Annotated in this window: 18 protein-coding genes and 1 pseudogene; 12 read left to right on the top strand and 7 right to left on the bottom strand. The window is 68.6% G+C overall.

Annotated elements, in window-relative coordinates:
* Window positions 1–325: 325 nt before the first annotated feature.
* Window positions 326–1,369, top strand: a complete 1,044-nt coding sequence (locus ACLML9_RS11810; protein WP_411945545.1) for an alpha/beta fold hydrolase — start codon at window positions 326–328, stop codon at window positions 1,367–1,369.
* Window positions 1,370–1,375: 6 nt separating this feature from the next.
* On the opposite strand, the gene purU is transcribed toward ACLML9_RS11810, so the two are convergent.
* Together purU and ACLML9_RS11800 are read right to left on the bottom strand one after the other, a co-directional pair.
* Entirely contained in the window at window positions 1,376–2,266 is an 891-nt protein-coding gene (gene purU / locus ACLML9_RS11805) for a formyltetrahydrofolate deformylase (RefSeq protein WP_030525558.1), read from the bottom strand.
* Window positions 2,267–2,368: 102 nt separating this feature from the next.
* The gene (locus ACLML9_RS11800; RefSeq protein WP_411945548.1) at window positions 2,369–2,914 is read right to left on the bottom strand and encodes a GNAT family N-acetyltransferase; all 546 of its coding nucleotides are present in this window, start codon (window positions 2,912–2,914) and stop codon (window positions 2,369–2,371) included.
* 92 nt (window positions 2,915–3,006) lie between these two features.
* On the opposite strand from ACLML9_RS11800, the gene deoC reads away from it, so the two are divergent.
* A complete protein-coding gene (deoC, locus tag ACLML9_RS11795; RefSeq protein WP_411945544.1) occupies window positions 3,007–3,675 on the top strand; it encodes a deoxyribose-phosphate aldolase in 669 nt (222 codons plus the stop codon).
* Window positions 3,676–3,688: 13 nt separating this feature from the next.
* Here the strand turns inward: deoC and ACLML9_RS11790 are convergent, their stop codons facing one another.
* From ACLML9_RS11790 to ACLML9_RS11775, 4 genes are all read right to left on the bottom strand, one after another.
* Complete coding sequence (locus tag ACLML9_RS11790) at window positions 3,689–4,411, bottom strand: DUF2993 domain-containing protein (protein WP_411945543.1); 723 nt, start codon at window positions 4,409–4,411, stop codon at window positions 3,689–3,691.
* A 109-nt stretch (window positions 4,412–4,520) separates the two neighbouring features.
* Window positions 4,521–5,339 (bottom strand): class I SAM-dependent methyltransferase, encoded by an 819-nt coding sequence (locus tag ACLML9_RS11785; protein WP_411945542.1) that lies wholly within the window; start codon window positions 5,337–5,339, stop codon window positions 4,521–4,523.
* Entirely contained in the window at window positions 5,309–5,824 is a 516-nt protein-coding gene (locus ACLML9_RS11780) for a DUF2505 domain-containing protein (protein WP_030525563.1), read from the bottom strand. The genes ACLML9_RS11785 and ACLML9_RS11780 overlap by 31 nt, the downstream gene beginning before the upstream one ends.
* A gap of 90 nt (window positions 5,825–5,914) precedes the next feature.
* A complete protein-coding gene (locus ACLML9_RS11775; RefSeq protein WP_411945541.1) occupies window positions 5,915–6,403 on the bottom strand; it encodes a DUF2505 domain-containing protein in 489 nt (162 codons plus the stop codon).
* A gap of 66 nt (window positions 6,404–6,469) precedes the next feature.
* Here ACLML9_RS11775 and ACLML9_RS11770 point away from each other — a divergent pair, with 66 nt between their 5' ends.
* Window positions 6,470–7,534 (top strand): UDP-N-acetylmuramate dehydrogenase, encoded by a 1,065-nt coding sequence (locus tag ACLML9_RS11770; RefSeq protein WP_411945547.1) that lies wholly within the window; start codon window positions 6,470–6,472, stop codon window positions 7,532–7,534.
* A gap of 37 nt (window positions 7,535–7,571) precedes the next feature.
* Here ACLML9_RS11770 and ACLML9_RS11765 read toward each other — a convergent pair whose 3' ends face one another.
* A complete protein-coding gene (locus ACLML9_RS11765; RefSeq protein WP_411945540.1) occupies window positions 7,572–8,306 on the bottom strand; it encodes an SDR family NAD(P)-dependent oxidoreductase in 735 nt (244 codons plus the stop codon).
* Window positions 8,307–8,329: 23 nt separating this feature from the next.
* Here ACLML9_RS11765 and ACLML9_RS11760 point away from each other — a divergent pair, with 23 nt between their 5' ends.
* The 9 genes and pseudogenes from ACLML9_RS11760 (at window position 8,330) to ACLML9_RS11720 (ending at window position 17,606) form a co-directional block, all read left to right on the top strand.
* Window positions 8,330–9,163 (top strand): alpha/beta fold hydrolase, encoded by an 834-nt coding sequence (locus ACLML9_RS11760; protein WP_411945539.1) that lies wholly within the window; start codon window positions 8,330–8,332, stop codon window positions 9,161–9,163.
* A 155-nt stretch (window positions 9,164–9,318) separates the two neighbouring features.
* Window positions 9,319–10,659, top strand: a complete 1,341-nt coding sequence (gene mshA, locus ACLML9_RS11755; protein ID WP_411945538.1) for a D-inositol-3-phosphate glycosyltransferase — start codon at window positions 9,319–9,321, stop codon at window positions 10,657–10,659.
* On the top strand, window positions 10,656–11,159 hold the full coding sequence (locus ACLML9_RS11750; RefSeq protein ID WP_411945537.1) for a YbjN domain-containing protein: 504 nt from the start codon (window positions 10,656–10,658) through the stop codon (window positions 11,157–11,159). Before mshA ends, ACLML9_RS11750 begins: the two co-directional genes overlap by 4 nt.
* A 110-nt stretch (window positions 11,160–11,269) precedes the next feature.
* Window positions 11,270–11,350: pseudogene (locus ACLML9_RS11745) on the top strand (PPOX class F420-dependent enzyme); the annotation flags it as partial.
* Between the two features lie 96 nt (window positions 11,351–11,446).
* The gene (locus ACLML9_RS11740; RefSeq protein WP_411945536.1) at window positions 11,447–12,343 is read left to right on the top strand and encodes an ROK family protein; all 897 of its coding nucleotides are present in this window, start codon (window positions 11,447–11,449) and stop codon (window positions 12,341–12,343) included.
* Between the two features lie 70 nt (window positions 12,344–12,413).
* Complete coding sequence (locus ACLML9_RS11735; RefSeq protein WP_030525574.1) at window positions 12,414–13,151, top strand: phosphoglyceromutase; 738 nt, start codon at window positions 12,414–12,416, stop codon at window positions 13,149–13,151.
* A 258-nt stretch (window positions 13,152–13,409) separates the two neighbouring features.
* The gene (locus ACLML9_RS11730) at window positions 13,410–15,461 is read left to right on the top strand and encodes a CocE/NonD family hydrolase (protein WP_411945535.1); all 2,052 of its coding nucleotides are present in this window, start codon (window positions 13,410–13,412) and stop codon (window positions 15,459–15,461) included.
* 223 nt (window positions 15,462–15,684) lie between these two features.
* Complete coding sequence (locus ACLML9_RS11725) at window positions 15,685–16,920, top strand: sensor histidine kinase (RefSeq protein WP_411945534.1); 1,236 nt, start codon at window positions 15,685–15,687, stop codon at window positions 16,918–16,920.
* Window positions 16,917–17,606, top strand: coding sequence for a response regulator (locus ACLML9_RS11720; protein ID WP_411945533.1), 690 nt, complete (start codon window positions 16,917–16,919; stop codon window positions 17,604–17,606). Before ACLML9_RS11725 ends, ACLML9_RS11720 begins: the two co-directional genes overlap by 4 nt.
* The last annotated feature ends 11 nt before the right edge of the window (window positions 17,607–17,617 follow it).

Genomic DNA, 17,617 nt, shown 5'->3' with positions numbered 1-17,617 from the left:
AAGTCCATCCCTCACCTTCGTGAGCAAGTCCATCCCTCACCTTCGTGAGCAAGTCCATCCCTCACCTTCGTGAGCAAGTCCATCCCTCACCTTCGTGAGCAAGTCCATCCCTCACCTTCGCGAGCAAGTCCATCCCTCACCTTCACGACGGGTCCGCACCGGTCCCATGGGCCCGGCTGGCCGATCAGTGCCTGTGACCTGTCCCGGGAATGCGCGTATCGGGCCGGTCGGCACGGTGCGATTCTCTCGAACCGCGGCGTGCATGCTGGCGTAGGCCCACTCCAAGCGTTACTGTGTCAATCGGTAACACAAAGGAGTGTGTCTGATGCGTGCGACGATGCCGAAGGCCCTCACCGCCCTCGCCCAACAGGTCGAGGGGCTGTTCGAGGTGCATCGTGCGGGTCTGCGCACTCGCGGCGGATATCGCAATCCCGCGTTGAATCCGCCGAGTGCCGAGCACCGCGTCATCGATGTGCGTGCCGAGGACGGTGCCCGTCTCCGCGTGCACGCGTACGGGCCGGACGACGCCCGGCCGGTGGTGCTGATCCACGGCTGGACCTGCTGTCTCGAATACTGGAACCCGCAGATCAACGCCTTCGCCGGGCGGTACAAGGTGATCGCCTTCGATCTGCGCGGGCACGGCGAGAGCGATTTCGGCGAACCGGACCGGCTGGACTGTCATCTGCTCGCCGACGACCTCTGCGCGGTACTCGACGCGGTGCTGCGGCCGGGTCAGCAGGCGGTGCTCGTCGGGCACAGCCTCGGCGCGATGACCGTGCAGGCCTGGGCCGGGAAGTATCCGCAGCGGGTGGTCGACCAGGCCGCGGCGGTCCTGCTGGCCAATACCGGGCCGCATTCGCTGGTCGCCGAGACCACGGTGGTGCCGTTCTTCAACCGGCCGCTGCCGCTGCTGAACCGGGTGGTCCCGCTGCCGGCCTGGCTCGGTCGCCACGGGCTCGGTGCCCGTATCGTCTTCCCCCCGGTGGCCGCGGTGCGGTGGATCTTCGCCCGGCAGATCATGAGCCTGGCCGCGGACCCGGAAGCGATCGAGTTCGGGATGAGTATCGTGCGCTCGTGCCGGTCGCGGATCCGCTCGAAGTTCGGGCTGCTGCTCGCGGAGATGGACCTCGGGGACGCGGCGCGCCATCTGACGGTGCCGACCACGGTGGTGGCGGGCACGGCGGATGATATGACCCCGGCGGTGCACGCCGAACAGATCGCCGCCTGGCTCCGGGAGACCGGCAGTCTCGTGCAGTTCGTCCTGCTGCCCACCGGACACCTGGGCAATGTGGAGGAGATCGACCGGTTCAACGCGATCCTCGATCAGGCCCTGACCTCGGTGCGCGAGCCGGCCGAAGCCGCCGGCTGAGCCGCCTCAGGAGAACACGACGGTGCGGCGTCCGTGGACCAGCACCCGGCTCTCCAGATGCCAGCGCAGGCCGCGGGCCAGCACGACCCGTTCGATATCGCGGCCCTCGCGCACCATATCGGTCACGCTGTCGGCATGGTCGACGCGAATGACGTCCTGTTCGATGATCGGTCCCGCGTCCAGTTCGGCGGTCACGTAGTGGCAGGTCGCGCCGATGAGTTTGACGCCGCGGACGAATGCCTGGTGGTACGGGCGGGCGCCGACGAATGAGGGCAGGAAACTGTGATGGATATTGATGGCCCGGCCCGCCCAGTGTTCGCACAGGCGCTCGGGTAGGACCTGCATGAACCGGGCCAGTACGACCGCGTCGGGGGAATGCGAGTCCACTAGTTCGCGGACCCGCTCGAAGGCCGGTCCGCGTTCGGCCGGATCCTTCGGGAACGGCACATGATGGAACGGGATGCCGTGCGCTTCGGTGATCGCCGCGAGATCGAGGTGGTTGCCGATCACGGCTTCGATGGTGGCCGGAAGTTCCCCGGAGGTCGCGCGGCCCAGTAGGTCGTGCAGGCAGTGCCCCTCCTTGCTCACCAGCAGCACCGCGCGGCGGCGCACACCCGAATCGTGGACCTGCCATTCGGTCTCCGGCCCGAGATCGGCAGCGACCCGTCCGAATCGGCTGCGCAGCTCTTCCACTCCGAACGGCACGGTCGAGGCCTTGATGGACTGTCTGGTGAAGAACCAGCCGGTCTCCGGGTCGGAGTGGTAGCCGGCCTCCACGATGGAGCCCCCGAATTCGGCGATGAACGAGGTGATGGCGGCAATGATGCCGGGGCGGTCGGGACAGCCCAGGGTGAGTACGTATTGCCGGCCGTCGCGGGTGGCAGCTGCGGAAACCATGAGGTCATCCTGACAGGGGGCCCATCGGCAGAACAGCGCGACTCCGCGGTTGCGGCCGGCCGCAACGCGTGGCGGACGGGCGGCCGGGGCGGGCGGACGTGGTTACAACTCGTAGAAGGGTTCGGCGTAATGGAATTCGCCGACTATCTGGGAGTCGTAGGCGCTCAACGGCCGGATCTGGAAGTGGCTCGCCCATTCGGCCCGGTCGGGGGCCAGGCCCAGCCGCTCGGCCGGTTGGAAGCCGAACCGGGGGTAGTAGTCGAGGCTGCCGAGCAGACCGACGAGGGGTTCGTCCAGGGCGTCCGCGGCGCCGAGCACGGCGTGCATCAGCGCCGAGCCCACGCCGCGGCTCTGCAGGTCGGGAAGGACTCCGAGGGGGCCCAGCGCGAGGACGGGAAACGGCCCCACGGTGGCCCGGGTGACGCAGACATGCCCGACCACGGTCTCGCGCTCGACAGCGACCATGGACAGGGTGGGGATCCACCCCGGATCGGTGCGCAGCCGAGCGAGTAGCGCGACCTCCGGCGGCGCCTCGACCAGGGCGGTGCCGGCCGCGGACCCCCCCGCCGCATAGTGCGGGGCGAAGGCGCTACGGTGCACGGCTGCGACGGCGCCGGCGTCGACGGCTCGTTCGCGGCGAATCAGCAACATCGTCCTCTCGTCGGAAGGCGATACGAGTGTGCGCGAGTAGGCCGAGGCGCGCAACGGAATTCGACCGTGATGTGCCAGACTTTCGTCCCATGGCCGATTCCCAGTCGCTGACCAGGTCCGAGGTGGCCGCAATGATCGACCACACGCTGCTCGCCCCGGAGGCGACGAGCGCGGATGTTACCGCCGCGGTGGCCGAGGCCCGGGAACTCGGCGTGTACGCCGTGTGCGTTTCGCCGTCCGTACTGCCTGTGCGGGCTCCGGGCCTGGTAGTGGCTACCGTCGCGGGATTTCCCTCCGGGAAACATCATTCGCTGGTGAAAGGAGCGGAGGCACGGCTCGCGGTGGATCAGGGGGCGGGCGAGGTCGATATGGTCATCGATATCGGCGCGGCGATCGCGGGCGATTTCGACGCGGTGCTCGCCGATATCATCGTGGTGCGCGAGGCGATCTCGGGGCGCGCGGTGCTGAAGGTGATCATCGAATCCGCCGCGCTGTCCGACGAGGCGATTGTCGAGGTGTGCCGGACGGCCGAACGGGCCGGCGCCGATTTCGTGAAGACCTCCACCGGATTCCATCCCGGCGGCGGCGCCGATACCCGGGCGGTGCGGTTGATGGCCGAGGCCGTCGGTGGGCGGCTGGGCATCAAGGCGAGCGGGGGTATCCGCACCGCCGAAGCGGCTGCCGAGCTGATCGCCGCGGGCGCCACCCGGCTGGGACTCTCCCGCTCCCGGGCCGTGCTCGACGGGTTCCCCGCCTGACGGTCCGCGGCGCTCAGCAGCTCGCATTGCCTTCGGCAGCGGGCAGTTCGGTCGGGCCGCCCCGCAGGTCCACCTGGATACCGTCGGCGGTGACCCGCAGGTCGGTCGGCTGCAGGCCCATCGGGTAGGTCTGCAGGCTCTCGGTCATCATGTCCACCACGCCTTGGGCCAGTTCGTCGGGTACGCCGATACCGAGGAACTGCGCTTGGGCCACGTCGATATCGACCTTCCCGTCCTGGATCCGCGGGGTGAGCTGCATGGCACCGAATCCGCCGAGCACCTTCATGGTGAGTTGCCCGGTGGCGGGGTCGGACTGCACATCGCTGACCAGGCCCTGCAGCGTCTGGGAGATCCCGGAGTTGCTCCAGGTGACGTCGGCGTTCGAACTTCCGACCGAGCTGCCGCTGTTGCTCCCCTCGGCCATCTCGATATCGTGGAATTGCGCATGGACCTGCATATCGACGGCGGGGCCGAATTCGTCGCCCTTACTGTCGACATCCATCCGCGAGACCTTCCCGTCGAGCCAGGTGACGAGTAGGGGTTTCGCGCCGAAGCCGACATCGATCTGCGATCCCATCTCTTTCTCGAACTGCGAACTGATACAGCTCGCGATTCGGTGTCGCGCATAGGCCTCGCCGCCGATCAGCGCCGCCACCACGAGCACGATCACGGTGAGTACGGCGATCACGACGGTCCGGCGGCCGACCTTCGGTGCAGGCAGGGACTTGGTGGACATGGTTGAGATTCTTCACGATGATTCTGTGCCGGCTCTGTGGACCGGTTATGGGCTGATGGTGAAGGTTGCGACGTCAGCGGGGGTCCAGGGTCCGAATTTGTGATATGGATCACAAATTATATTCCGCCTGTCCGGCGGGAGCGACCACCGGCCACGGGACGCTCAGCACATTGTCGCGCAGCCGACGGCGGAAATCGTGCACCGGGAAACCCTGCGCCCGCAGCAGCTCCGCCGCCGCGCGCCAGCGCGCCCGAGGTCCGAAGACGGCCAGCGGCGCCGTGTGTGCCCACGCCCGGTCGGCCGCACCGAGCAGGGTGTGCACCCGTTCACCGGGCACATTGCGGTGGATCAGCGCTTTGGGGAGACGTTCCGCGAGATCGGAGGGACGTTCGACGGTGAACGGATCCCATGCGAGGGTCAGCGTGCGCGGGCCCGAACGGTCCAGCACCACCCAGGCACACCGGCGGCCGAGTTCGTCACAGGTGCCCTCGACCAGAAGACCGCCCGGAGCCAGACCGGCCAGTATGGTCTCCCATGCCTGCGCGACCGCGGACTCCGGATACTGGCGCAGCACATTGAAGGCACGGACCAGGACCGGCCGCAGTCCGGCCAGTTCGAACCCGCCCCGGGCGAAAACGACACCGTCGCGGGCGGGGACGACCCGGGCGGGATCGATCTCCAGTCCGACCACCCGCACCTCGGGACGCACCGTACGCAACCGCGCGGCCAGTTCCAGCGTCGTCCACGGCTGCGCCCCGTAACCGAGATCCACCACCAACGGATCGGCGGCACCCCGCAGCACCTCGGCGATCCGTGGATCGCCGATCAGCTGACGGTCACTGCGGCGGAGCCGATTGGTCCCGGTGGTACCCCGGGTGACGGTGCCGAGCGGAACACTCAGCCGGCCGGTTTTTGCTCGTCCAGCCACTTCTGGGTCACTTCGGCCTCGGCGCGGAACAGATCCACCAGGTTCACCAGCATGAGCTGTTCGAGCCGCGGACCGACCATCGGAATGAACACCTTCGCCTCCGAGGACATCCGCATGGTGCACCCGGTGTCGGTGGGGAACAGGCGGGTGGTGCCGGTGAGGCTGCCGGGCCCGGCCGGGATGGACGCCGAATACTTGCCCTCGACCTCCGGCCCGAACGGTCCGAAGCTCTCCTTGCGGGTGATGACCATATCCTTGCGCATCACCGACTGCGCGATCTCCGGCAGCGTCTCGCGCGGCAGGATGTGGTGCAGCACCACCTCGATACCGTCCTCGTTCACCTCGAGACCGATGACCTCGTTCGGCGAGTACTTCCGCATCTCGACCATCCGGGCCTCCCAGTAGTCCCGGTTGGTCAGCGCCGCGTACAGCTCTTTGGTGGTGTGCAGCGGGTAGCGGGCGGAGTAGTCCAGTCGGCGAGCCATGCGCGGTAGGTTACCGTTCGGATTCTCCGGTTCCGTGGGAGGCCGGGTTGCCCACGCTCGCGTGGAACGGCGGAACCGGACCGCGGGCCGCTACGGCTGTCCGGCGATCCAGGTGTTGGTGAACTCGGTCTCCTCGGCGAGCAGCTGGGTGAGCCGTTCCCCGATGGCCTCCTCGATCTTGCGGCCGAACAGTGGAACCTTGACTTCGATCGTGCCGGAGATCTCGGCGACCGCGCCGGTGGGCTCGTCGGTGGCGGTGATCGAACCGCGGACCTCGGCCGGAGCGCCTTCGACCCGCGCCTCGAAACTCCCGGTGGTCCCGGTCCACACTTCGGTGCGGGGAATGATCAGGTCGCCGGGGCGTACCGCGGTGATGGCGGGCGGCAAGAGGTCGGCGGGGATGGACTGGACGACCTCGACCCGCACCTGCTGGCCCTCGGCCGACAGTGAGACGAACTGGGCATCGGGCCCGCCCACCGCGGCCATCCGGTCCTTCCAGTACTGCTCGGTGCGGAATGCCTCGCGCACTGCCGCGACCGGATGTGAGTAGCGAGCCGTATACGCCAGCGCTGTAGCCATGACCGAACACGCTACCGTCTGGTCGTGCGAACTTCTCGGGCTGTCCCTGCGGACGAACTGCGGCAGATGCTGGCCGGAACGGGCGCGCTCGTGCGGTCCGCGGTACCGCTGGCGGAGCTGACCACGCTGCGCGTCGGCGGCCCGGCCACGGTCGCCGACTGCGCCACCACCGAGTCGCTGGTGGCGACCGTACGCGCACTGGACGCCGCCGAGATACCGGTGCTGCTGGTCGCCGGCGGTTCGAACCTGCTGGTCTCCGACGACGATGTGGCGTCGGTGGTGGTCCGTATCGCCACCGAAGGGGTCGAATTCGGGGCCGCCGGCGTCACGGCGGAGGCGGGCGCGAACTGGGACGGTGTGGTCGCCGCGAGCGTACGGGCCGGGTTCGGCGGGCTGGAGTGCCTGTCCGGCATCCCGGGATCGGCCGGGGCCACTCCCGTGCAGAATGTGGGCGCCTACGGCGTCGAGGTCGATCGGCTGCTGCGCCGGGTGCGGTTACTGGACCGGGCCACCGGGGAGACCGACTGGGTGACCCCGGACGCTCTCGCGTTCGGATACCGGACCAGCCGGTTGAAACACAGCGATGCGGCGGTGGTGCTGGCGGTGGAGTTCACGCTGCGCCCCGACGGTACGAGCGCGCCCCTGCGCTACAAGGAACTCGCGCAGCGACTGGGCGCCGCGGAAGGGGAGACCCGGCCCGCCGCGGTCGTCCGCGAAACCGTGCTCGGGCTGCGGGCGGGTAAAGGAATGGTTCTCGATCCCGCCGACCACGACACCTGGAGCGCCGGATCGTTCTTCACCAACCCGGTCGTGCCCGGCGCCGAGGTGGACCGGGTCCTGGCCGCCATCCGCGGCCGGCTCGGCGATGTGCCGGTGCCCACCTACCCGGGGATCGGCGGGGTGAAGCTCTCCGCGGGCTGGCTGATCGAACGCGCCGGCTTCGCCAAGGGCTTCCCGGGTCCGGACGCGCCCGCACGCTTGTCCACGAAACACACCCTCGCATTGACCAACCGCGGTGACGCCACGGCCGCCGATATCGTCGCCCTCGCCCGGACTGTCCGCGAGGGGGTGGCGGAGCGGTTCGGGGTTGTACTGGTTCCGGAACCGGTCACGGTGGGGGTGGAGCTGTAGCGGCGTCGCCGGTGGCGGCGCCGTGGGTCGCCGAGCTTCAGGTACGGCGGGCGAAGCGGCCCGGGTCGGCCTGGTCGCGGGGTTTGACGATGATCTGGTCCAGGTTGACATGCGGGGGGCGGCTCGCGGCGAAGGCGACGATCTCGGCGATGTCCTGGGCGACCAGTGGATCTATGCCCTGGTAGACCGCGGCCGCGCGGTCGGTGTCACCGTCGAAGCGGACCAGGGAGAATTCGGTCTCCACCGCGCCGGGGGCGATCTCGGTGAGCCGGACCGGCTGCCCGAGGAGTTCGCCGCGCAGCGTCCGGTGCAGGACCGCTTGGGCGTGTTTGGCCGAGGTGTAGCCGGAACCGTTGTCGTAGGCGTGGAAGGCGGCGACCGAGGTGATGGTGACGATGAGGCCGTCGCCGGAGGCGATCAGCTTCGGCAGCAACGCCTTGGTCATCCGCAGGGTGCCGAGGACGTTGGTTTCCCACATCCAGCGCCAGTCGTCCAGGTCGGCCTCGGCGACCGTGGCCAGGCCCTTGGCGCCGCCGGCATTGTTGACCAGGATGTTCGCGGTCTCGATCGCGTCGGTGAAGGCGCGGACCGATTCGTCGGAGGTGACATCGAGCTCCAGCGCGGTACCGCCGATCTCGTCGGCCAGCTCCCGCAGCCGGTCGACCCGGCGGGCACCCACGTACACGTGGTACCCCTGTTTCGCGAGTTCCCGGGCGGTGGCTTCGCCGATCCCCGAGCTGGCCCCGGTGACAACAGCGGTGCGAGTGCTCATGACCCCGATCCTATGATGCGCTCATGGCTATACGGGAAGCGCACAGTGCGGACGGGACCGGCATCGTCTATCGGACGGGCGGGCCCGCGCAGGCACAGCCGCTGGTGCTGGTGCACGGCTGGTCGGCGGATCTGCGCTGCTGGGGGCGGGTGTTCGACGATCTCGCCGCCGATTTCCGGGTGGTGGCCGTCGATCTGCGGGGGCACGGGTATTCGGAGGCTCCGGCCTCCGGTTACGACGATTCGAAGAACTGGGCCGCCGATATCGCCGCGGTGCTGGCCGCCGAGTCGATCGACTCCGGGGCGCTGCTGCTGGGGTGGTCCTACGGCGGGATCGTGATCAGCGACTATCTCGCCGAATACGGCACCGGCGCGCTCGCGGGGGTCGTCTATACCGGGGCGATGGCCAATATCGGCCGCGGGGTGCCGGGCGCGGAGGTCGGGGAGTCGATGCAGCAGGCGATCCCCGGGGTGTTCGAGGAGAGCCCGGGCCGGGCGGTGCGCGGTTTCTCCGCGTTCGGGAACGCCAACACCGGGCCGGGCGGGGACAAGGGGCCGGACGCGCAGCGGCTGTTCGGCGCGAGCCTGGCGACACCGCCGTTCGTGCGCAAGGCCCTGTTCTACCGGTCGGTGGACAATACGGAGACCCTGCGCGGCCTCGACGTTCCCGTGCTGGTGTTGCACGGTTCGGCGGATCCGGTGGTGCCGGTGGCCGACGGCCGCTATATCGCCGAGACGGCGCCGCTGGGCCGGTCCTCCATCTGGGAGGGCGCTCAGCACGGGCTGTTCATCGAGGATCCGGAGCGCTTCTCGACCGAGGTCCGGAAGTTCGCCGCGGACTGCGCCGAGAAGTCCTGATTGTCCGTGACGAGAGCTTTTACCGGTCTGTCCGGCTCGGGTTCCGGTTTCGGCGACGGCACGCCGAGGCTCGCGCGAAGTGCCGATTCCGCCAGGTGTGATCACTTTCACGACCGGGGAAGGACGGGCCGGGCTGCCGCGTTGCACCGTGCAGTATGGACATCGTGAGTCAACGCCCGGACCGACGGCCGAACCGTATCGCCGTACTGACGGTGCACACCTCACCACTGGCACAGCCCGGTACGGGCGATGCGGGCGGGATGAACGTCTACGTCCTCCAAACCGCTCTGCAGCTGGCCCGGCGGGGGACCGAGGTCGAGATCTTCACCCGGGCCACCTCCTCCGAGCTGCCGCCGGTGCAGGAAGCCGCGCCCGGGGTCTTGGTGCGCAATGTGGTCGCCGGGCCCTTCGAGGGTCTGGACAAACACGATCTGCCGACCCAGCTGTGCCCGTTCACCGCCGAGGTGCTGCGGCAGGAAGCACGGCATCTACCCGGCTACTACGACCTGGTGCACTCGCACTACTGGCTGTCCGGGCAGGTGGGCTGGCTCGCCCGGGACCGGTGGCGGGTGCCGCTCGTGCACACCGCGCATACGCTCGCGGCGGTGAAGAACGCCGCTCTCGCCGAGGGCGATTCCCCGGAACCGGCCACCCGGGAGATCGGGGAGAAACAGGTCATCGCCGAGGCCGACCGGCTCACCGCCAACACCGGGCGGGAAGCGCTGGACCTGGTGGAACTGTACGGGGCGCTGCCCGACCGGATCGATATCGTGCCCCCGGGCGCGGATCTGACGCGCTACCGTCCGGGCGATCGGGCAGCGGCCCGCGCCGAGCTCGGCCTGGCCGGGCACGAGGAGATCGTCGCGTTCGTGGGCCGGATCCAACCGTTGAAGGCACCCGATGTGCTGGTGCGGGCGGTTGCCGAGGCCCTACGGCGGCGCCCGGGGCGGCCGCTGCGCGCCCTGATCGTCGGAGGCCCCTCGGGGACCGGTCTGGAGCGCCCCGACGCACTGATCGAACTGGCCGCCGAACTCGGGATCGCCGACCATGTCACCTTCCTGCCGCCGCAGCCGCCCGACCGGCTGGTGCAGGTGTATCGGGCCGCCGACCTGGTCGCGGTGCCGAGTTACAACGAATCCTTCGGGCTCGTCGCGCTGGAGGCGCAGGCGAGCGGGACCCCGGTGCTGGCGGCCGCGGTCGGCGGGCTGGGCACCGCGGTCCGGCACGAGCACAGTGGGTTGCTGGTGGCGGGGCACCGCACCCCCGATTGGGCCGGTGCGCTGGAGTACCTGCTCGACGACCCGCGGCGGCTGCGGACGCTGGGTGCGCAGGCCGTATCGCACGCGGCGGCTTTCTCCTGGGCCAATACGGCCGAGAAGCTGCTGGACAGCTATACCGCCGCGCTGACCGGCCAGGGACACACGCCCACTATCCTCGGCGAGAGCCAGGCCAGATCGCGGGCGCTGTGGCGGCGCCGGACGGGAGTGCGCAGATGAGCGAGACCTCGGCCACCGCGCGGGTCATCGAGGAAACACTGCGGGACCGCGAGATCGAATACACCCGCCCCGGTGACGATATCTTCGTCGCCGTACTGCCGGGTGAGCGGAAACTGAAGACCAATGTGATGCTGACCGTCGGAGCGCACGGGGTGCGTTTCGAATCGTTCGTGTGCCGGAAACCGGACGAGAATTTCGAAGGCGTCTACAAGTACCTGCTGCGGCGCAACCGGCGGCTCTACGGGGTCGCGTACACCATCGACACACTGGGCGATATCTACCTGGTGGGCCGGGCGGCCACGCACGCGGTCACCGCCGAGGAACTGGATCGCATCTTCGGGCAGATTCTCGAGGCAGTGGACGGGGACTTCAATACGCTGCTGGAACTCGGTTTCGCCGAATCCATTCGCAAGGAATGGAAGTGGCGGGTCTCCCGCGGCGAATCGCTGAAGAATCTACGCGCCTTCGAGCACCTGGTCGATTCCGCCGATTCCAACTGATTCCGTGCTCGGCGCGGGGCACCCGATTTCGCGGAGTTGCTGCCTCGCGCCTATTCGGCGGAGCCGCTGGTCGCCCCCTGAGCCGGGAATGAACCGGCCGGGTGCGCGGCCCGCCACCGGACGCTCCGCCCGGCTTCCTCACCCGGATCCGGATCGACAAGGTGAGCGGTATCGGTCCCTGGGCATCCTGATCGCCGACCGCGCACGCACCCGGGCCGCGGCACCATCGAACCCGGTCGCGGATGAGTGACAATCACCTTCTGCGGATCGGATCTTCGGGAGGCACGGTGACGGTTCTGGCACTGGATATCGGGGCGACGAAATTCGCCGCCGGACTGGTGGATCATGCGGGCCGCGTCGGGTCGGTGCGGCGAGTGCCGGTGCCGGCCGAGGGGGTGTGGCAGGCGTGCGCCGGGCTGCTCCGCGCGGTGGCGGCCGGTGCCGCGGTCACGGCGGTCGGGATCGGATCGGCGGGCCCGGTGGATGTTCCGGCCGGTATTACGCGCGCACTCAATATTCCCGAGTGGCGCGACGGGTTCGCGATTGTCGCGGCGGTGGCCGAGCTGTTTCCCGGCGCCACCGTGCGTTTCGCCCTCGACGGCGCGTGTCTGGCGCTGGCCGAACAACATTCGGGTGCGCTGCGCGGACTGCGGAACGGGCTGGCGATGACCGTCTCGTCGGGGATCGGCGGCGGCATCCTGGTCGACGGCCGGGTATCGGCCGGGCGTACCGGCAATGCCGGGCATATCGGTCATCTCGTGGTGCCCGGCTGGGATGTGCCGTGCGCGTGCGGCGGTTCCGGATGCCTGGAAGCCGTGGCGAGCGGAATGTCGTCGGCGCGGTGGGCGCGGGAACAGGGCTGGAGCGGCGAGACCGGCGCGGAACTCGCGCGTGACGCCCGGGCCGGCGACGCGATCGCGCGGACCGCGCTGGCGCGGGCCGGCACCGCGCTGGGGACGGCGATCGGTTCCGCGGCCGCGCTGCTCGATGTGGACACGGTCGTCATCGGTGGCGGTTTCGCGGACTCCGGGGAACTCCTGTGGGCGCCGCTGCGCGCCGCGGCCGCCCGGCACGCGGGTCTGGATTTCATCCGGGGGCTCCGGGTGGAACCTTCCCGCCTCGCGGAGGGTGCGACGCTGCGCGGCGCCGCCGTACTCGCGGCCGGTTTGTCCGGGTCCGCCTAGCAGTTGACGAGCCGATGGCGGGCCCGAGGGGTACGCACGGCCGGTACCGGGCCATGGCAGGATGGCCCGCATGACGAACACCCTCGTTTTGCTGCGCCACGGCGAGAGCGAATGGAACGCCCTGAACCTGTTCACCGGCTGGGTGGACGTGCATCTCACCGACAAGGGTGTCGCCGAGGGTAAACGGGCCGGTGAACTGCTGGCCGAGCACGGCATACTGCCCGATATCGTCTACACCTCGCTGCTGCGCCGCGCGATCTCGACCGCGAACATCGCCCTGGACGCCGCCGACCGGCACTGGATTCCGGTGGTGCGGGACTGGCGCCTCAACGAACGTCACTACGGCGCGCTCCAGGGGAAGAACAAGGCCCAGATCCGCGACGAGTACGGCGAGGACCAGTTCATGCTGTGGCGGCGCAGCTACGACACGCCGCCGCCGCCGATCGAACTCGACGACGAGTACAGCCAGGCGGGCGATCCGCGCTATGCGGATATCGAGGTACCGCGCACCGAATGCCTGCTCGATGTGGTGAACCGGATGGTCCCGTACTGGGAGTCGACCATTTCACGAGAACTCCGCGGTGGAAAGACCGTGCTGGTCGCGGCACACGGTAATTCGCTGCGGGCCCTGGTCAAACATCTCGATGGAATCTCCGACGAGGATATCGCCGGACTGAACATTCCCACCGGTATTCCGCTGCGCTACGAATTGGATGACGACCTGCGTCCGGTGCGGCCCCGGGAATACCTGGATCCGGAAGCCGCCGCCGCCGGCGCGGCCGCCGTCGCGAGCCAGGGCGGTAGGTAGTTCGCTGCCGAGCGCCGCGACCCGAAACGGGTGGCGGCGCTTTTCTGTACGGGTTCGGCGCCACCCGGGGGATCGCCGGGGTTCGCCGAATTCTGTGACCGCATCCCGAAAACACCGATTGTCTTCGTGCCGTACCACGACCCCGGCGCGAAATTACCGGGAAAGGCCTGTTGCCGGGCCGATCGATGCTCATTACCCGCCGGTAACGCTGTGTAAGCTCTCGAACGTCCGATCAGTCCGAGAGATGGATCACGACCGATGAAGTTTGTGATACGAGCCACTGTGGCACTGGCCGCCACGGTGCTGCTGGCACCGTTGCTCGGCGGCAGTGCCGGTGCCGCGCCGGCGGTCTCCGGTCCCGACGGGGGATCGGCGGGGGCACAGTGGGCCGCCACCCACGACGGACCGCAGCAGTATCCCGGTATCACCATCACCTGGGATGTGCCGATCACCATGAGCGACGGCACAGTCCTGAAGGCGAATGTGTACCGCCCCGCCGACGCGGCCTCCCGGCCGATCGACACCCGGATGCCGGTACTCGTCAATATGACGCCCTATACGAAATTGGTATCCAATCTGGTCGACCATATGGGCTCGGTACCCGGGCTGTCCGATGGGCCGGCGCAGCTGGCCCGCGATATCGATATGACCGGCACCCCGCTGTCCGGGCTGACCGGTCTGACCAAGGCGCTCGGCGGTGGGGCCATGCGCAATTTCGCCGTGGACCGCCGGCTGGTGCAGAGCGGCTACGTCCAGGTGGTGGTGGACGTCCGCGGGACCGGGTTCTCCCAGGGCGTCTGGGATATGTTGCGGCAGCGCGAACAGGCCGACACGGTGGAGGTCATCGACTGGGCCGCGCGACAGCAGTGGTCGGACGGACAGGTCGGCATGACCGGCATGTCGTATTCCGGGATCAACCAGTTGCAGGCCGCCGAGAAACACCCGGCCGCGCTGAAGGCCCTGTTCCCCGTCGTGCCCGGCAGCGATCTGGCACAGGATGTGCTCATGCCCGGCGGCGGCTTCGGATTCGCCTTCATTCCGCTGTGGATGTCGCTGATCAACGCGACCAAATGGGTGCCGGATGTCGGGTCGATGGTCAACGGCACCTTCGACCAGCGGTGGCTGAACGACCGGCTGTCCTCGCCGTTCACCTACTTGGATGTGTTCCTCAACGCCTACACCGCGCCGCGGGTGGAGGATCTCGATCCGCGCCTGCAGGAGATGATCCGGGGCGACAGTCCCGACCGGCAGGCCTGGCTGGGCGATCCGGCGCAGATCGACGTACCCACCTTCGTGACCGGGGGCTGGCACGACCTGTTCACCTATTCCGAGTCCCGGATCTACAACGCCATGCCGGTGCCGCCGGGCCGGAAGCAGCTGCTCATGGGCGACACCTATCACATCAACTCGGGAAGCGAATCGGGCAAACCCGGGTCGCCGCCGCGTCTGGACGTCCTGCAGCGTGCCTGGTTCGACAAATGGCTGAAGGGCATCGACAACGGTATCGACCAGTACGGTCCGGTCACTCTGCGGCAGCAGGGCGGCGGCTGGGTGACCCGGGGCGGCTTCGGCGCGAGCGCACCGGCGGATCAGGCAGCCGAATACCGGCGGATGTATCTCTCGGCGGCGCCCAGCGGTACCGGCGGGCACAGCGTGCACGACGGTTCGCTGGGGGCGGTCGCCGACAGTTCCGCCCGGTTGACCGTGGCGCCCGGACTCACCGGACTGTGCTCCAATGATGGCGGCCAGGCGACCGCGGGGGTGGTCGCGGTGATCAACGCCTGTGGTGCGGACTCCCGGATCCAGGAGTCGAACGGATTGACCTTCACCAGTACGCCGGTGACCGAAGCGGTCGAGATCTCCGGGCCGATCGCCGTGCACCTGCAGACGGTGCAGGACGCGGCCGACGGCTACTGGTCGGTGACGGTCAACGATGTGGCGCCCGACGGGCAGTCCCGGGTGTTGTCCTCGGGTCAGCTGATGGCTTCGCTGCGGGAGATCGACGATGCCCTGAGCAGCCGGTCGGCCGACGGCGATTACACCGACCCCCGGCCGTACGTGACGATCGAGAACCGGCGGCTCACGGTGCCGGGGGAGGTGACCACACTCGATATCGCGGTGCCCGCGATCGAGGCGAAGCTGGAACCCGGGCATCGGCTGCGGGTGGACGTCTACGCCGGCAACGCGCCCAAGGGGGTGCCGCCATTGCCGATGCTCCTGGATACCGGGCTGAAGCCGCAGCATGTGCAGCTCGATTCGAACCGGCCGAGCTTCGTGAACCTGCCGGTGCGTGGTAATCCCGGCTGGTGAACGGCCGCCGGTCGCGGCACCCGACACGAACCCCGTTGTGTCCCACACGCAATGGGGTTCGTCGGTGTTTCCGGGCCGGAAACACGCCCGGGAAGATCGAAACCCCTTCGTCGCCGAACAACGCGTAAACGCCCGGCGAACGACGAAGTAATCACCCGTGACCTGCACGAAACTTCACCGACCCCGGGTTTGTTTCCGCGTCGTCGACCGTACGATTCTTGATGTGAGCGTTCCCCAGGCCGTACTGCTGGCAGTCCTGGCGGCTGTTGTCGGACTGGCCGTCGGTGGACTGGTCATCCCCTATATGAACGCTCGGCAGGCGCAGCGCCGGCAAGCCGACTCCGGTCTCACGATGTCGCAGGTTCTCGACCTGATCGTGCTGGCCTCGGAAAGCGGTATCGCCGTGGTGGACGAGTACCGCGATGTCGTACTGGTCAACCCGCGCGCCGAAGAACTCGGCCTGGTCCGCAACCGGCTGCTCGACGAGCGGGCGTGGGCGGCGGTGGAGAAGGTCTTGGCGACCGGCGAAACGGCGGAGTTCGACCTCACGGCCGATAAACCGACACCCGGCCGGGGCCGGATCGCGGTCCGCGGCCTCGCGCGGCCGCTGTCCCCGGAGGAGACCAACTTCACGGTGCTCTTCGCCGACGACGATTCCGAGCAGGCCCGGATGGAGGCGACCCGTCGCGATTTCGTCGCCAATGTGAGCCATGAGCTCAAAACCCCCGTGGGCGCGATGAGTCTGCTGGCCGAGGCCCTGCTGGAGACCGCGGACGATCCCGAGGCGGTCCGGCATTTCGGTCAGCGCGTGCTGGCCGAATCCAGCCGCCTCGGGAAGATGGTCACCGAACTGATCGCTTTGTCGCGACTCCAGGGGGCCGAGAAACTCCCCGAACTCGAGGTCGTCGACGTCGATACGGTGGTCAACCAGGCGGTGGACCGGTCCCGGACCGCGGCCGAGGCCGCCGGGATCACGGTCAGCACCGACCGGCCCAGCGGGCTCGAGGTGCTCGGCGACGAAACGCTGCTCATCACCGCGCTCTCGAATCTGGTCGAGAACGCCATCGCCTACTCGCCGCGCGGCTCCCATGTATCGGTGAGCCGATCGGTCCGCGGCGCCTACGTGGCGATGGCCGTGACCGACCGTGGCATCGGTATCGCCAAGGACGATCAGGAGCGGGTTTTCGAACGCTTCTTCCGTTCGGACAAGGCGCGCTCCCGCGCCACCGGCGGTACCGGACTCGGCCTGGCTATCGTGAAACACGTGGCCGCCAACCACAACGGTGAGATCACCCTGTGGAGCAAACTCGGCACCGGCTCGACATTCACGCTGCGCATACCCGCGCATCAGGAGGCCGACGGCACCGCCGCCGCCGGTCCGCCCGTGCCGACCAAAAGAGAAACCAGCCCGCGCCCCTCGGGCCCGGGCCGAACGAACGGTGTGGAGGCACGCAGATGACCAGTGTGTTGATCGTCGAGGACGAGGAGTCGCTGGCCGATCCACTCGCCTTCCTGCTCCGTAAGGAAGGTTTCGAGGTCACGGTCGTGGGAGACGGTCCCTCGGCGCTCGCCGAATTCGATCGCTCCGGCGCCGATATCGTCCTGCTCGACCTGATGCTGCCCGGGATGAGCGGCACCGACGTCTGCAAACAGCTGCGCACCCGCAGCGGGGTGCCGGTCATCATGGTGACCGCGCGCGACAGCGAGATCGACAAGGTGGTGGGGCTCGAACTCGGCGCCGACGACTACGTCACCAAGCCCTACTCGGCACGGGAGCTGATCGCCCGTATCCGGGCCGTGCTGCGCCGCGGCGCCGGTGACGATCTGGACTCGGGCAGCGAGAACGGTGTCCTGGAGGCGGGTCCGGTACGGATGGACGTGGACCGGCACACCGTGCTGGTGAACGGCAAATCGGTGACCCTGCCGCTGAAAGAATTCGATCTGCTCGAATATCTGCTCCGCAATTCGGGCCGGGTGCTGACGCGCGGCCAGCTCATCGACCGGGTGTGGGGCGCGGACTACGTCGGCGACACCAAAACCCTCGATGTGCACGTGAAACGGCTGCGGTCGAAGATCGAGGCCGATCCGGCCCGGCCCGAACACCTGGTCACCGTACGCGGGCTGGGATACAAACTGGAGGCCTGACCGCGCGGTTC

The sequence above is a fragment of the Nocardia sp. NPDC002869 genome, assembly GCF_046764065.1.
GTDB classification, from domain to species: Bacteria; Actinomycetota; Actinomycetes; order Mycobacteriales; family Mycobacteriaceae; genus Nocardia; species Nocardia rhamnosiphila.
Note: the sequence above shows the minus strand (reverse complement) of the source record. Positions and strands in the feature narration are given on the sequence as shown.

Coding starts and splice junctions, on each gene's coding strand:
- ACLML9_RS11760 (WP_411945539.1), top strand. CDS start 8,330: ATGGCTATACGGGAAGCGCACAGTGCGGACGGGACCGGCATCGTCTAT.
- ACLML9_RS11790 (WP_411945543.1), bottom strand. CDS start 4,411: ATGTCCACCAAGTCCCTGCCTGCACCGAAGGTCGGCCGCCGGACCGTC.
- ACLML9_RS11730 (WP_411945535.1), top strand. CDS start 13,410: ATGAAGTTTGTGATACGAGCCACTGTGGCACTGGCCGCCACGGTGCTG.
- ACLML9_RS11750 (WP_411945537.1), top strand. CDS start 10,656: ATGAGCGAGACCTCGGCCACCGCGCGGGTCATCGAGGAAACACTGCGG.
- ACLML9_RS11770 (WP_411945547.1), top strand. CDS start 6,470: ATGCTGGCCGGAACGGGCGCGCTCGTGCGGTCCGCGGTACCGCTGGCG.
- deoC (WP_411945544.1), top strand. CDS start 3,007: ATGGCCGATTCCCAGTCGCTGACCAGGTCCGAGGTGGCCGCAATGATC.
- ACLML9_RS11765 (WP_411945540.1), bottom strand. CDS start 8,306: ATGAGCACTCGCACCGCTGTTGTCACCGGGGCCAGCTCGGGGATCGGC.
- ACLML9_RS11720 (WP_411945533.1), top strand. CDS start 16,917: ATGACCAGTGTGTTGATCGTCGAGGACGAGGAGTCGCTGGCCGATCCA.
- mshA (WP_411945538.1), top strand. CDS start 9,319: ATGGACATCGTGAGTCAACGCCCGGACCGACGGCCGAACCGTATCGCC.
- ACLML9_RS11775 (WP_411945541.1), bottom strand. CDS start 6,403: ATGGCTACAGCGCTGGCGTATACGGCTCGCTACTCACATCCGGTCGCG.
- ACLML9_RS11735 (WP_030525574.1), top strand. CDS start 12,414: ATGACGAACACCCTCGTTTTGCTGCGCCACGGCGAGAGCGAATGGAAC.
- ACLML9_RS11780 (WP_030525563.1), bottom strand. CDS start 5,824: ATGGCTCGCCGACTGGACTACTCCGCCCGCTACCCGCTGCACACCACC.
- ACLML9_RS11810 (WP_411945545.1), top strand. CDS start 326: ATGCGTGCGACGATGCCGAAGGCCCTCACCGCCCTCGCCCAACAGGTC.
- purU (WP_030525558.1), bottom strand. CDS start 2,266: ATGGTTTCCGCAGCTGCCACCCGCGACGGCCGGCAATACGTACTCACC.